Source organism: Hydrogenophaga sp. NFH-34, assembly GCF_021401345.1.
Classification (GTDB): Bacteria; Pseudomonadota; Gammaproteobacteria; order Burkholderiales; family Burkholderiaceae_C; genus Hydrogenophaga; species Hydrogenophaga electricum.
On the sequence record NZ_JACBGE010000022.1, the window covers coordinates 28,020 to 42,889 of the forward strand.

The 14,870-nt window shown below is 67.2% G+C and carries 10 protein-coding genes; 2 read left to right on the plus strand and 8 right to left on the minus strand.

Annotated elements, in window-relative coordinates; all coding sequences use genetic code 11:
- Positions 1-102: 102 nt before the first annotated feature.
- From L0977_RS19250 to purL, 8 genes are all read right to left on the minus strand, one after another.
- Positions 103-1,863, minus strand: coding sequence for an FTR1 family iron permease (locus L0977_RS19250; protein ID WP_234266480.1), 1,761 nt, complete (start codon positions 1,861-1,863; stop codon positions 103-105).
- A 31-nt stretch (positions 1,864-1,894) separates the two neighbouring features.
- A complete protein-coding gene (gene efeB, locus L0977_RS19255; protein WP_234266481.1) occupies positions 1,895-3,169 on the minus strand; it encodes an iron uptake transporter deferrochelatase/peroxidase subunit in 1,275 nt (424 codons plus the stop codon).
- A 114-nt stretch (positions 3,170-3,283) separates the two neighbouring features.
- Positions 3,284-4,147: an iron uptake system protein EfeO gene (efeO, locus tag L0977_RS19260; RefSeq protein WP_234266482.1), complete on the minus strand. Its 864-nt coding sequence runs from the start codon at positions 4,145-4,147 to the stop codon at positions 3,284-3,286.
- Between the two features lie 134 nt (positions 4,148-4,281).
- A complete protein-coding gene (locus tag L0977_RS19265) occupies positions 4,282-4,827 on the minus strand; it encodes a hemerythrin domain-containing protein (RefSeq protein WP_234266483.1) in 546 nt (181 codons plus the stop codon).
- A 182-nt stretch (positions 4,828-5,009) separates the two neighbouring features.
- Complete coding sequence (locus L0977_RS19270; protein ID WP_234266484.1) at positions 5,010-5,975, minus strand: DUF808 domain-containing protein; 966 nt, start codon at positions 5,973-5,975, stop codon at positions 5,010-5,012.
- A gap of 60 nt (positions 5,976-6,035) precedes the next feature.
- The gene (locus L0977_RS19275) at positions 6,036-6,860 is read right to left on the minus strand and encodes a phytanoyl-CoA dioxygenase family protein (RefSeq protein WP_234266485.1); all 825 of its coding nucleotides are present in this window, start codon (positions 6,858-6,860) and stop codon (positions 6,036-6,038) included.
- Positions 6,857-7,129: a DUF2164 domain-containing protein gene (locus tag L0977_RS19280; protein WP_234266486.1), complete on the minus strand. Its 273-nt coding sequence runs from the start codon at positions 7,127-7,129 to the stop codon at positions 6,857-6,859. The genes L0977_RS19275 and L0977_RS19280 overlap by 4 nt, the downstream gene beginning before the upstream one ends.
- Before the next feature lie 25 nt (positions 7,130-7,154).
- Positions 7,155-11,174: a phosphoribosylformylglycinamidine synthase gene (purL, locus tag L0977_RS19285; protein WP_234266487.1), complete on the minus strand. Its 4,020-nt coding sequence runs from the start codon at positions 11,172-11,174 to the stop codon at positions 7,155-7,157.
- A 133-nt stretch (positions 11,175-11,307) separates the two neighbouring features.
- Between purL and map the strand changes: the two genes are divergently transcribed.
- Together map and L0977_RS19295 are read left to right on the plus strand one after the other, a co-directional pair.
- Positions 11,308-12,129, plus strand: coding sequence for a type I methionyl aminopeptidase (gene map, locus L0977_RS19290; RefSeq protein WP_234266488.1), 822 nt, complete (start codon positions 11,308-11,310; stop codon positions 12,127-12,129).
- Positions 12,130-12,154: 25 nt separating this feature from the next.
- The gene (locus tag L0977_RS19295) at positions 12,155-14,845 is read left to right on the plus strand and encodes a [protein-PII] uridylyltransferase (RefSeq protein WP_234266489.1); all 2,691 of its coding nucleotides are present in this window, start codon (positions 12,155-12,157) and stop codon (positions 14,843-14,845) included.
- Positions 14,846-14,870: the final 25 nt, after the last annotated feature.

Sequence of the window (14,870 nt, forward strand, 5' to 3'; positions counted from 1 at the left end):
CGACTGTAGCCCACCACCCGACCCCCGCGCACAGTGAGGGCCCAAAACCCGTGCAGGACCGGGGCGCAGGCAACGCCCCGGTCCTGATCCTGGTGACTGGGCTCAGGCGACCGGCTTCTGCTGCGGTCGGGAAGCGGCCCCCGCCGGGTGGTGGGTGTGGCTGCGGCTGATGACGACCTGGATCGCCACGATCACCACGATGTAGACCGCTTGCGCGAGCAGGGTTTCGCGCGTCGGGTACAGGCCCAGCGCCGGGCTTTCCAGCCACGGCGCCTGCAACGAGGTCATGCGCAAATGGCCCGTGAGTTGCAGCGCGTGCAGGCTCACCCCCAGGATCTTGAAGCCCAGGGCGTAGATGACCCAGGTCAGGACCTTGAACATGCGGGCAATCGGCAGCCGGTAGCTGGTCCGGAACAGCACCACCGCGATGAGCGCCAGCAAGGCCACGGCCATCAGGATGCCGCTCAGGAAGTCCTGCGCGCTGATCTTGGGCAGGATGCCGGCGTAGAACAGGATGGTTTCAGCGCCTTCGCGGAACACCGACAGGAAGCTCAGCCCGAACAGCGACACCAGGCTGCCGGTCGTCAAGGCCCGGCCCATGTGGCGCTGGATGTAGCGGTTCCAGGCCTGCAGGCTGGATTTGCTGTGCAGCCAGGCGCCCACCATCAGCATCATCAGCACGGTGAACACACCCACCACGCCTTCGATCATTTCGCGGTTGCTGCCGGCGGTGGCCACCGGGAACAGGCGCTGCAGGGCCACGGCGCCCAGCACGCTGGCCACCAGCCCGGCCAGTACGCCGCCATAGATCCACTTCTTGCCGGCGTCCTGGCGCGCGACGTTGAGGGCACTCACCAGCGCCATGACGATCAGCAGCGCTTCCAGGCCTTCGCGCAGCAGGATCAGCATCGCGTCGATCGCGGTGTAGCGGGCTTGCGGGTCGATCTGCGCCAGCTCGTCGATCAGCGCCTGCAGTTGCTGCTGTTGCGCTGGCTGGGCGGCGTGGGCCAGCACCACCGGCACCTGGCTTTCGACGCGGCGGTACAGATCGGGCGCGCGGGTGCTGACCTCACCCTCGATGACCGGCCAGATCTCGATGAAGCGTGTCAGCTTGTCCTGCCCTTCCGGCAGGCGCCCCGCCTCGAAGTCGCTCAGCCCCTCGCGCAGCAGTCGCACGCCGTCCGCCAGCGTGAACCTCTCCTTGGACACCGCCATGGCCTGGCCGCTGTGGTAGCTGTCGATGGCCTGCTGCAACTGGCCCGCCTGATGCCCCACCTTCTCCAGGTTGAGCGGCTCGGTTTCGATCGCCACCCGCATCAGCGCCAGGGCCGTCTCGATCGCGCCGTAATGCCCCATGCTGGTGTTGCGCACCACCCGTTCCGAGCCGAGCCAGACACCGTTGAAGCGCTGGTAGGCCGCCCGCAGCGTGGGCGCGTCGCCGGCCGCTGCGCCAGCGATCGATTGCGCCAGTTGCTGCAGCGCGGGCGTGATCCTGCGCTTGAACTCTGCCCGCTTGGCCGTGTAGTCGACCGGGTTCTGCTCCTGCTCGAAGGCCAGCAGCGCGCTGGAAAGGGCCGCCAACTGGGGCGGCGCGGGTTGGGCGATCGCCTCTTCAAGCCGCTGGCTCAGCACCTGGCCCTTTTCGGAATTCCGGGCGTCAAGGCGGTTGAAATCCTCGCGCAGGCGCAGCAGCTCGGCAGAGGCGGTGGGCGCATCGCCCTTCTTGGCCGCGCCCATCGCGTCCGAGAGCGTGACGAACAGGTGGTTCACCGGCAAGCGCGACGCGGTGTCCTGTGCCTGGGCCAGCGGCGCCGCCATCAGCATCGCCAGCGCCAGCCAGGCCGCGGCCAGGAGCCGCAGCACACAACTTCCTGAAAAACCGGGTTTCAAGACCTTACGCACGGGGCGACTCCAGCAAGGCCTGACCAAGGTATTCCCCCTCCCGGACACCGCCGAAGCAGGCAAACAGCCCGCTGCCGATGTGGGTGATGTACTCGTTCATGCGGTCGATGCGGCCGAGCGCCGACTGCACGCCGACGAACTGGCCGGGCGACTTCTGGAACGAGACGAAAAGCAGCCCGGCGTCGAACTGGCCCGTCACCGGATCGATGCCGCTCGCGTAGGAAAACGAGCGCCGCAGCAACTGGATGCCCGACCGCTTGGACAGGCCCATGTGCGAATTCTCGGGAATGACGTATTGGCCCTTGGCGTCGCGCGCCTGAACGTCGGGAGCGTCGAACTCGGCCTGCGCGCCCAGGGGAGCACCACTGGGGCGCACGCGCCCGAAGGTGTCTTCCTGCCCTTTGAGGCTGGTGCGGTCCCAGGTTTCCAGGTGCATCTGGATCTTGCGTGCCACCAGGTAGCTGCCGCCCTGAAGCCAGTTCGGCGTGTCGACCCAGATGAATTCGTCGGCCTTTTTCAGCGTTTCCTGGTTGGCCGTGCCGTCGCGGAAGCCGAACAGGTTGCGCGGCGTGTCTTCGCCCCGTTCGAAGGCGTTGAAGCCGGCCTGGCTCCACTTCATGGTCACCGACGAACGCGCCTGGCGCACCAGTTGCCGCACGGCGTGGAAGGCGACCTGCGGATCGTTCGCGCAGCTCTGGATGCAGATGTCACCACCGGACAGCACGGGCCGGATCTGGTCGCGCGGGAACGCCGGCAGGTCTACGAAATCGGCGGGCAACTGGTCCTGCAGACCCAGCTTTTTCAGGAACGACGGCGACACGCCGAAGGTCAGCGTGAGCTGGTAGGCGCCCAGGCTGTCCGCTTCGCCGGTGTCCACCGGCGGCACATGGGGGTTGTCGCCATAGGCCGCGATGTTGTCGCCCCGCGTCAGACGGCGCGCATAGTCCGTCCAGCGCTTGAACACGTCGCGCATTTCCTGAACGTCGCTGGTGTGCAGATCCAGCACCAGAAAGTAGATGTGGCGCTGGGCCGGCGTGACGATGCCCGCCTGGTGCTCGCCGTCAAAAGCGTATGGCGCCGCGGCGGCGGTTTCCGCGGCCGACGGACCGGGCCCGGTGGCGGCCGGGCTGGGTGCCGCTGGCGGGCTCTGATCGGAGCATGCGGCCATCAGGCCGCCAGCGACCGCGAGGCCGACCGAACCCGCTCCGAGCCGGTTCAGGAAATGCCGCCGCGCCGGCACGGGAAAAGATTGATCTTCGGAATTCATGGGGACTTTCTGGCCGAACGCCTGCCGAGAGAGCAGATCACCGGCGTTTTCAATGCAAAAAGGTGGTGATGCACCAGACACCACCACCTCGGACGGACATGCCGGATGGCCGGCTTACTTCAGGATGACGCCCATTTGCGCCAGGGGCTCGCCCAGCTTGTTGACAGCCTCGGCCAGGGCCTTGGTGTCGTCCTTGGTCAGCGCGGTGTAGGACTTGTAGCCCTCGCCTACCTTGTGCTGCGCCAAGAGTTCATTGACGGCCTGGAACTTGGCCGTCAGTTCGGCCACCAGTTCGGGCTGTTTGGCCTGCAGCTTCGGCGTGAACAGTTCAAAGATCTTCTCGGCGCCCTCGATGTTGGCCTTGAAGTCGTACAGGTCGGTGTGCGAGAAGATTTCTTCCTCGCCCGTGATCTTGCTGGTCGATACCTCGTTGAGCAGGTCCACGGCCCCTTGCACCATCAGTTCGCCCGTGACATCGGCGGTCGGGATCTTGGCGCGCAGTTCCTTGATGTCGTTGATGAGCTGGTCGGCCAGCGCTTCGGTTCCCTTGGTGGTGTTCTTGGTCCAGAGGCTCTTTTCGATCGGGTGGAAGCCGGTCCACTTCTCGTCCTTTTCCAGATCGGCCTCGCGGTTGTCGATGCGCGGATCCAGATCACCGAAGCTTTCGGCGATGGGTTCGGAACGTTCATAGGCCATGCGCGTGGGCGCATACAGGCGCTTCGCCTCATCGACCTTGCCGGCCTTGAGCGCGTCCACGAACTTCTGCGTGTCGGCGAGCAGCGTATCGATCTGCCCTTCCACCCAGGTCTTGTAGGCGGTGGTTTCAGCCGACAGATCGACGGCCGCCGGGGCTGCAGCCGGTGCTTCCACCGCAGCAGGTGCGGGGGCGGCAGGCGCTTCGGGAGCCTGCTTGCTGCAGGCGGCGATGGACAGGGCAATGGCAGAAAGCAGAAGAGCGGAAAGCGGAGTGCGGTTCATGTGGCCACCTGATGGCGTTGTCGAGACCCGCAAATCTTAACTCATATTGATAATAATTCGCGTTTAAGAAATGAATCGGTTTGATCTGGCTCAAAGCAGAAACAGAAAATGCGCCGCCGTGCGGCGCGCACCGATCAGATGTAGGCGTTCACGGGCGGGGCATGGCGCATGTGCAGGCTCATGCCCAGCGCGGCCATGTGGTTGGCGTTGCGCCCGAGAATGGTCTCGGACAGGGGCAGAAACTCCGCTTCTTCAAACCGGGCATGGGCCTGGTACTCGGCCACGAGGCGCTGCAAGTCGCCGACATCCAGCTCGCTGCCCTGCCCTTTGGCGACCTGTTTGAGCCCTCTTTCGAGGCTTTTCCACAGCCGTTCGATGGCCCGGTGTTCATCGGTCAGGCGGCGCGTCATGCTGCGGACACGCTCGACCTCTTCGCCGGGCTGGGCGCTGGCGAGCACCGCCGGGAAAAGCTCGCGCTCCTCCTCCAGGTGGTGCTCGAAGATGGCTTCGCGGAAGAATTCCAGCGACTGTTCGGCAATCTGCCGCGCGCGGGCGGCAGGCGCCAGCAAGGCCGGCAACTCGTCCAGAGCCGTCAGGCGCCGGAGAATGCCCTCGTGGCAATTCGAAAAATTGTCCAGAGGCGTGGCGGACGCAACCGGAGCGGCAGCAGCAGCGTTCATGGGAATCCTCGCAAAGGCAGTTGATTTGTCGCCAGTCTAGGCAGCCTGTCGGGCACGGGCTTGATGCATGTCAAGCGCCCACGAAGACCACCGATCCCTGCCTTTTTTCGCCCTCTTCAAGCGCTTTCCCACTCGGCGCAACCGCGTGGCGGCCCGGCACCCGACGCCTGCGCTTCGTGGATTCAGTGCGCTGGCGCCCCACGCAGGCGCTGGAAGGTCTGGACGGCAAACACCACCGCAGCGCCAGCGATCAGGCCGGCCACACCACCGGTCAGGCTGCCGAGCAAGGTGCCCACCCAGCCCAGGCCGTGGGTGAAGGCCTCGACCGCATGCCCCAGCGCGGGCACGCCGTGCAGCAGGATGCCGCCGCCGACCAGGAACATGGCGGCGGTGCCCAGCACCGACAGCGCCTTCATCAGCCACGGAGCAAATGCCAGCAGGCCGCGGCCCAGTGCTCGCTGCCATGCGGCGCGCTGGCGGCTGAAGAACAGGCCGACGTCGTCCAGCTTCACGATGGCGCCGACCAGCCCATAGACGCCAGCGGTCATGAGAAGCGAAATGCCCACCAGCACGGCCACCCGCTCAAGGAAACCGGCGCTGGCCACCGCGCCGAGCGTGATGACGATGATTTCGGCCGACAGAATGAAGTCCGTGCGGATGGCGCCCTGGATCTTGGCCTTTTCGAATGCCACCAGATCCACCGACTCGTCGCCCAAGGCCTGCACGCGTTCGGCCTGCCGTGCCGCCTCGTCTTCGGGCGCATGGAAAAAGCGATGCAGCAGCTTTTCGGCGCCCTCGAAGCACAGGAACAGCCCCCCGAGCATGAGCAGGGGCGTGATCAACCACGGAATGAAAGCACTGATGGCCAGCGCCGCCGGCACCAGAATGGCCTTGTTCAGCAGCGAGCCCTTGGCCACTGCCCAGACCACGGGCAGTTCGCGATCGGCTTTGACGCCCGTGACTTGCTGGGCATTGAGCGCGAGGTCATCCCCGAGCACGCCAGCTGTCTTTTTGGCGGCCATCTGGGTCATGGTGGCCACGTCGTCGGCCATGGCGGCGCTCTTGCGGGCCGCGACCTTGGTCATGAGGGCCACGTCGTCGAGCACGGTGGCGATGTCGTCGAGCAGTACGAGCAGGCTGGTGGCCATGGATCAGCAAGGAAGCGTGGTGATGGACCTGACTCTAGCAGCCCGCCTGCGCACAGGCCGTCAGGCAGATGGCCAGACCGTGGGAAACAGCGCATCCGCCATGGGGGCGCGGTCGGCCAGGCGCTGCGCCAGCCCCGGAAACGGCGGCGAAGTGCGCCAGCGGCGGGGCGCATGGACCGCGTCGTCGCCGAGGTAGCGGGCTGAAAACACGCGGCGCCGTACGCCGGGCCCCGTGCCGCTGCTGGCGTGCAGGCTGAGCATGTGGAAGGCCACACAGTCACCGGGCTCCAGGGCCCAGGCCCGCTGCGGGTAGCGGTCTGGCTCGGTATCGACCGGGGGCAGTTCGGCCAGCGAACCTTCGGGAAACCACTTGGCCTGCTGGTCGCGAAAGGTCCGCGGCATGTACCAGGTGCCAGCGTGCGAGCCAGCGACAAAGCGCAGCGTGCTGGCCAGCGGAACGGGATCGACGGGGATCCAGAAACTCACGTTCTGCCGGCCGTCGACGTTGTAATACGGCTGGTCCTGGTGCCAGGGGGTGGGCTGGCGCGTGCCGGCTTCCTTGACCAGCAGGTGGTCGTGGTACAGCCGCACGGTCCGGCTTTGCATGAGCTGGGCGGCGATGTGCGGCAGCGCCGAGGCGGTGAGGATGCGCCGGTAGGCCGGGTTGTCCTGCCAGGTGCAGAAGTCTTCGACGAAGCGGCCCGGGTCGTCGGGCTCGCTGGCCACCAGGGCGAGTGGACTCAGGTGCGCCAGGTTGTGCTCGATGCCCGCTTCCAGGGTGCGCAGATCGTCGGCATCGAACACACCGCGCAGCACGACCGCGCCGTCACGGGCATAGTCCGCCACCGTGGCCACATCCAGCGGGAATCGCCGAGGGGCTGTCATCGCGAGCGCCCTGGGTTCTGGCGCCGACGCCAGTAGGTGAAGGCCTCTTCGTGCAGCTCGATGTCGAGGTCGGCCACACGCGCCTGCAGGCGCTCCTGCACATCGGCCACCGCCTGGTTGTAGATCACCGGCGCGATCTCTTCGAGAAAGAAGCCCAGCAGGCCGCCGGCCGCGATGTTGCCGATGCGCTCTTCCATGTTTTCATCGAAATAGCGCTGGATCGAGGCAATGGCCTCGGCCCGCGAGTCCTTGGGAATGTCGATGCTCATGGCGGTGTGGGCGGCGTTCGGTGCGTCAACCCACCCAGCGGCGCGCGTTGCGCCAGATGCGCATCCACGGGCTGGGGTCCGACGGGTTGCCGCTGGTCCAGCTCATCTGGAGGTTGCGGAACACGCGCTCGGGGTGCGGCATCATGGCCGTGAAGCGGCCGTCGGCGGTGGTCACTGCCGTCAGGCCACCCGGGCTGCCGTTCGGGTTGAACGGGTATTGCTCGGTGGCAGCGCCACCGTTGTCCACGAAACGCATGACGGCGAGGGCTTGCGCCGGGTTGCCCCGGTGCTTGAAGTTGGCAAACCCTTCGCCGTGCGCCACCGCGATGGGCAGGCGGCTGCCGGCCATGCCTTGCAGGAACAGGCTGGGCGATTCCAGCACCTCCACCATCGACAGGCGCGCCTCGAAACGTTCACTCTGGTTGGTCGTGAAGCGCGGCCAGGCTTCGGCGCCGGGGATGATGTCGGCCAGTTCGGCGAACATCTGGCAGCCGTTGCACACGCCCAGACCAAAGGTGTCGGCGCGGCCGAAGAAGCCCTGGAACTGCTCGGACAGCACCGGGTTGAAGGTGATGCTGCGCGCCCAGCCGATGCCCGCGCCCAGCGTGTCGCCATAGCTGAAGCCGCCGCAGGCCACCACGCCCTTGAAGTCGGCCAGCTTGGCACGGCCCGACTGCAGGTCGGTCATGTGCACGTCGTAGGCCTCGAAGCCGGCCTGCGTGAAAGCGTAGGCCATTTCCACGTGCGAGTTCACGCCCTGCTCGCGCAGGATCGCCACCTTGGGACGGCTCAGGTTCAGGAACGGTGCCGCCACGTTGTCCAGCGGGTCGAAGCTCAGTGCCACGTGCAGGCCCGGGTCGGCGGGCTGGCCGGCGACCGCGTGTTCGCTGTCGGCACAGGCCGGGTTGTCGCGCTGCTGGTTGATCTTCCAGCTCACGCTGTCCCAGACCTGCTGCAGGTCGAACAGGCTGGCACTGAACACGGCCTTGGTGTCGCGCCAGACCTGCAGCTCGCCCTTGCCCACCTCGATGGACGAGGACGCCGGGCGGGTCTTGCCGACAAAGTGGCTGTACTTGGACAGGCCGTGCTCGCGCAGCGTCTGCATGACCGCGTTGCGGTCTTCGGTCTTGACCTGCAGCAGCACGCCCAGCTCTTCGCTGAACAGGGCCTTGAGCGTCAGCTCTTCGCGGCGGGCGCTGACCTGGCCGGCCCAGTTCTTGGCGTCGCCGCTGTCCATGCGGCTGTCGGAAATCCCGTCGCCTTCGGTGACCAGCATGTCCACGTTCAGCGACACGCCCACGTGGCCCGCGAAGGCCATTTCGGCGGCGGCGGCCAGCAGGCCACCGTCGGACCGGTCGTGGTAGGCCAGGATCTGGCCCTGGGCTCGCAGCGCATTCACCGCGTTCACGAGGTTGATCAGGTCCTGCGGGCTGTCCAGATCGGGCACTTCGTCGCCCGGCTGGCCCAGGGTCAGGCCCAGCACGCTGCCACCCAGGCGGTTGCGGCCCTTGCCGAGGTCGATCAGCACCAGGGTGGTGTCTTCAAGGTCACGGTTGAGCTGCGGTGTGAGCGTGCCGCGCACGTCGGCCAGCGTCGCGAAGGCGGTGACGATCAGGCTCACCGGGGAGGTGACCTTCTTCTTCTCGCCGTCGGCGGACCACTGCGTGCGCATGGACAGGCTGTCCTTGCCCACCGGCACCGACACGTCCAGCGCCGGGCACAGCTCCATGCCGATGGCCTTGACGGTGGCGTACAGGTCGGCGTCTTCACCCGGTTCGCCGCAGGCCGCCATCCAGTTGGCCGACAGCTTGACGCGCGGTAGTTCGATGGGTGCGGCCAGCAGGTTGGTGATGGCTTCCGCCACCGCCATGCGGCCGGAAGCCGCGGCGTTGATCGATGCCAGCGGCGTGCGCTCGCCCATGGACATGGCTTCGCCGGCAAAACCGGCGTAGTCGGCCAGGGTCACGGCGCAGTCGGCCACCGGCACCTGCCAGGGGCCGACCATCTGGTCGCGGTGCGACAGGCCGCCCACGGTGCGGTCGCCGATGGTGACCAGGAAGCGCTTGGACGCCACGGTCGGGTGGCTCAGCACGTCGATGACCGCCTTCTCCAGCGACACGCCGGTGAGGTCCATGGGCTGGAATTCCCGCTGGACTGTTTTCACGTCGCGGTGCATCTTGGGCGGCTTGCCCAGCAGCACGTCCATGGGCATGTCGACCGGGCTTTCGTTGCCTTCATCCACCAGCGACAGGTGGCGCTCTTCGGTGGCCACACCGACCACCGAGAACGGGCAGCGCTCGCGCTCACAGAAGGCCTTGAACTGCTCCAGGGACTCCGGCGCAATGGCCAGCACGTAGCGTTCCTGGCTCTCGTTGCACCAGATTTCCTTGGGCGCCAGGCCACTCTCTTCCAGCGGCACGGCGCGCAGGTCGAAGCGCGCGCCACGGCCGGCGTCGTTCACCAGTTCGGGGAAGGCGTTGGACAGACCGCCCGCGCCGACATCGTGGATGAACAGCACCGGGTTCTTCTCACCCTGCGCCCAGCAGTGGTTGATGACCTCTTGGGCGCGACGCTCGATCTCGGGGTTGCCGCGCTGCACGGAGTCGAAGTCCAGCGAGGCGGCGTTGGTTCCGGTGGCCATGGAGCTGGCGGCGCCGCCGCCCATGCCGATCTTCATGCCCGGGCCGCCCAGCTGAATGAGCAGCGTGCCGGCGGGAAAATGAATCTTCTTGGTCTGGCCGGCGTCGATCTGGCCCAGGCCGCCCGCGATCATGATGGGCTTGTGGTAGCCGCGGGTCACGCCGCCGACGTCTTGCTCGTATTCGCGGAAGTAGCCCAGCAGGTTCGGACGGCCGAACTCGTTGTTGAACGCGGCGCCGCCCAGCGGGCCCTCGGTCATGATCTGCAGCGGGCTGGCGATGTGCTCGGGTTTGCCACCCGGCTGGTCGCTCAGGCCGCCCCAGAGCTTGGAGACGGTGAAGCCGGTCAGGCCGGCCTTGGGCTTGGAGCCGCGACCGGTGGCACCCTCGTCGCGGATCTCACCGCCCGCGCCCGTGGAGGCGCCGGGGAACGGGGAAATCGCGGTCGGGTGGTTGTGCGTTTCCACCTTCATCAGGATGTGGTGGGTCGCGGCTTCGGCTGCGTAGGCCGGCGAAGCGCTGCCGCCGGCCTTGGCGACAAAGCGCTCCAGTTGGTGGCCTTCCATGATGGACGCGTTGTCCGAGTACGCCACGACGGTGTGCTGCGGGCTGGTCTGGTGCGTGTGGCGGATCATGCCGAACAGGCTCTTGTCCTGCGCCACGCCGTCGATGGTGAACTGCGCGTTGAAGATCTTGTGGCGGCAGTGTTCGCTGTTGGCCTGCGCGAACATCATCAGCTCGACATCGGTCGGGTTGCGCTTCAGACCGTGGAAGGCGTTGACCAGGTAATCGATCTCGTCGTCGGCCAGGGCCAGGCCCCAGTCGGTGTTGGCCTTTTCCAGCGCCTTCCTGCCCATTTCAGGGCCGCCGCTCAGCACATCGACGTGCTCCATGGGCGCGGGGTGCAGTTCGGTGAACAGGGCCTCGGCCTGGTTGCGATCGGTCGTCACGGCCTCGGTCATGCGGTCGTGCAGCGCGTCGGCCACGGCGCGCAGCTGTTCGTCGCTCAGGCTGGCCTTGCCCAGCAGGCCGTTTTTCAAACCGATGCGGAACTCGACCAGGCGCTCGACGCGGTGCAGCGCCAGTCCGCAGTTGCGGGCGATGTCGGTGGCTTTGGAGGCCCAGGGCGAGACGGTGCCCAGGCGGGGCATCACCACCAGGGCCGGGGCAGCGGCCTTCTCGGCGGCCAGGTGCAGGTCGGAGGCGGGTTCGCCGTAGGTGAGCAGTTCGCCCAGGCGCTGTTCGGTGGCCGCATCCGGCGCCGCATCGAAGGCCGCCAGGTGCACGAAACGGGCCGACAGCCCGTTGATCTTGTCGGAAACGCCTTGCAGGCGGGGCAGGAGTTGCTGGAGCTTGAAGTCGCTGACGGCATTGCCGCCGTCGAAGAAGCGAAGATGCAGGGTCACGGTGGGTGGCCTTGGGGGTGGCGGGCGCGGGGCGGCCCGGGGGATGGGAATCCCACGATTTTACCCGCGACACCCGCGCTGGCTTGGCCGGCAAGGGCCCACGCCCGGGGGGCGGATGGGATAATTCCGCCCCATGAGCATCACTTACAAAGACGAGGCCGGTATCGCCGGCATGCGCGAGGCCTGCCGCCTGGCGTCCGAAGTGCTGGATTACCTCTCGCCGCTGATCCAGCCGGGCATGACCACGCTCGAAATCGACCGCCTCTCGGCCGACTACATGAAGAAGCAGGGCACGCGCTCGGCCACCGTGGGCTACCAGCCGCCCGGCTACCCGCCCTACCCCGGCCATGTGTGCACCTCCATCAACCACGTGGTGTGCCACGGCATCCCCAACGACCGGCCGCTCAAGAAAGGCGACATCCTGAACGTGGACGTCACCGTCATCACCCAGGACGGCTGGTACGGCGACAACAGCCGCATGTTCCTGATCGGCGGTGAAGCAGCGGCTTCGGTGCAGGCCCGGCGGCTGAACCAGGTCACGTTCGAAGCCATGTGGAAGGGCATCGTGATGGTCAGGCCGGGCATCCGCCTGGGCGACATCGGCCACGCCATCCAGACCTACGCCGAAGGCAACGGCTTCAGCGTGGTGCGCGAGTTCTGCGGCCACGGCATCGGCCAGAAGTTCCACGAAGAGCCGCAGGTGCTGCACTATGGCCGCCCCGGCACGCTGGAAGAACTGCGCCCGGGCATGACCTTCACCATCGAGCCCATGATCAACGCCGGCAAGCGCGACATCAAGGAACTGGGCGACGGCTGGACCATCGTCACACGCGACCGCTCGCTCTCGGCGCAGTGGGAACACACGGTGCTGGTCACCCCCACCGGCTACGACGTGTTGACCCTGTCGGCCGGCAGCCCGCCGCTGCCGGCGTTCGTGACCACCACGGCCTGCTGACCCCCTTTCTCCCGGAGACCACGCCATGGGCGACCCCAAAGGCGAGATCGGCGCCCTGCGCCTCCAGTACCGCAGCGACAAGGCCGCCCTGCTCGCCCACCTGGGCCTGCAGGGCACATCGACCCGCGGCGTGCACAAGGCGCTCAAGCAACTGGCGCGGCTGACCGACGACACGCTGCGCAAGCTGTGGGAATCCGCCGGGTTCGCGCCCGGCTTTGCGCTCATTGCCGTGGGTGGCTTCGGCCGTGGCGAGCTGTTCCCGAATTCCGACGTGGACGTGCTGGTGCTGCTGCCCGATGACGCCCACCCGGACGACGACGCCACCCTCAAGGCACGGCTGGAAGGCTTCATCGGCGCCTGCTGGGACATCGGGCTGGAGATCGGCTCCAGCGTGCGCTCGGTCGCCGAATGTGTGCAGGAAGCCGCTGGTGACGTGACCGTGCAGACCTCGCTGCTGGAATGCCGGCTCATCACCGGCGCGCGGGCGCAGTTCACCCGCCTGGTGCGCGAACTCGGCGCCACCATGGACCCCAAGGCCTTCTTCGTGGCCAAGACGCTGGAGATGCGCCAGCGCCACCAGAAGTTCGAGAACACGCCCTACGCGCTGGAGCCCAACTGCAAGGAATCGCCCGGCGGCCTGCGCGACCTGCAGATGATTCTCTGGGTGGCCAAGGCCGCCGGCCTGGGCCACAGCTGGGACGAACTGGCCCGCACCGGGCTGGCCACCCCGCTCGAAGTGCGGCAGATCAAGGCCAACGAGGCCCTGCTCAGCCTGATCCGCGCCCGCCTGCACCTGCTGGCCAACCGCCGCGAGGACCGCCTGGTGTTCGACCTGCAGACCGCCGTGGCCGAATCGTTCGGCTACAAGGCGCAGGTGCCGGCGGTCATCACCCCGGGCGGCCAGGGCCATACACCGCCGACCGCGCGCACCGCCCGCCGTGCCAGCGAGCAGCTCATGAAGCGCTACTACTGGGCGGCCAAGGCGGTGACGCAGCTCAACCAGATCCTGCTGCTGAACATCGAGGAGCGGCTCAACGAGGACACCGGCCCGGTGCGCATGCGCCCGATCAACGAGCGCTTCTACGACAAGGCCAACATGCTGGAGGTGGCCAGCGACCACCTCTACATCCAGCAGCCGCACGCCATCCTGGAAACCTTCCTGCTCTACCAGACCACGGTGGGCATCAAGGGCCTGTCGGCACGCACGCTGCGGGCGCTGTACAACGCGCGCCCGATCATGAACGCGAAGTTCCGCAGCGACCCGGTGAACCGCGCCACCTTCCTGCGCATCCTGCAGGAGCCCGAAGGCATCACCCACGCCATGCGGCTGATGAACCAGACCTCGGTGCTCGGGCGCTACCTCTGGGTGTTCCGCCACACGGTGGGGCAGATGCAGCACGACCTGTTCCACGTCTACACCGTGGACCAGCACATCCTGATGGTGCTGCGCAACGTGCGGCGCTTCTTCATCGCCGAGCACTCGCACGAATACCCGTTCTGCTCGCAACTGGCCGCCGGCCTGGACAAGCCCTGGATCCTCTACGTGGCCGCGCTGTTCCACGACATCGCCAAAGGCCGGGGCGGCGACCACTCCGACCTGGGCGCGCGCGACGTGCGCACCTTCTGCCGCCAGCATGGCATCGACAGGGAAGACGCCCGGCTGATCGCCTTCTTGGTGAATGAACACCTGACCATGAGCCGGATCGCCCAGAAGGAAGACCTGAGCGATCCCGACGTCATCGCCGCCTTCGCCCAGCGCGTGGGCAACGAGCGCTACCTCACAGCCCTGTACCTGCTGACGGTGGCCGACATCCGCGGCACCAGCCCCAAGGTGTGGAACGCCTGGAAAGGCAAGCTGCTCGAAGACCTGTACCGCTACACCCTGCGCGCGCTGGGTGGTCGCGCCCCCGATGCCGACGCCCTGGTGGAAGCGCGCAAGCGGGCGGCGTTGTCGGTGCTGGCGCTGCACGCCCTGCCGCACGAGGCGCACAAAAAGCTCTGGGACACGCTGGACCTGAGCTACTTCATGCGCCACCAGGCCGACGAGATCGCCTGGCACACGCGCGTGCTGACCAAGGCCCTGGCCCAGGCGCTGCCCCAGTGCAAACCCAACGCGCAAGGCGAGGTGCCGGCCGGCTGCAGCATCGTGCGCGCACGCCTCTCGCCCGAAGGGGAAGGCCTGCAGGTGCTGGTGTACGCACCCGACCAGCACGACCTGTTCGCCCGCATCTGCGGTTATTTCGACAACGCGGGCTTTTCGATCCTGGACGCGCGCGTGCACACCACCCGCGACGGGCGCGCGCTGGACACCTTCCAGGTGATCACGCCCACGCTGTCGGAGCACTACCGCGAGCTGATCGCCATGGTCGAGAACGACCTGGCGCTGACCATCGACGAACGCGGCCCGCTGCCCTCGCCGAGCAAGGGCCGGCTCTCGCGGCGGGTGCGCAGCTTCCCGGTCACCCCGCGGGTGGACCTGCGGCCCGACGACAAGGCGCAGCGCTGGCTGCTCGCGGTCACCGCCAGCGACCGTGCCGGTCTGCTCTACGGCATCTCGCTGGTGCTGGCGCGGCACGGCATCAGCGTGCAGCTGGCCAAGATTTCCACCCTGGGCGAACGGGTGGAAGACACCTTCCTCATCAGCGGCCCCGAACTGCAGGTCAACCGCCGGCAGATCGAGATCGAAACCGAGCTGCTGGACACGCTCGAAGGCTGAGCGCCTGCGGGGCGGCCGGCGGCCG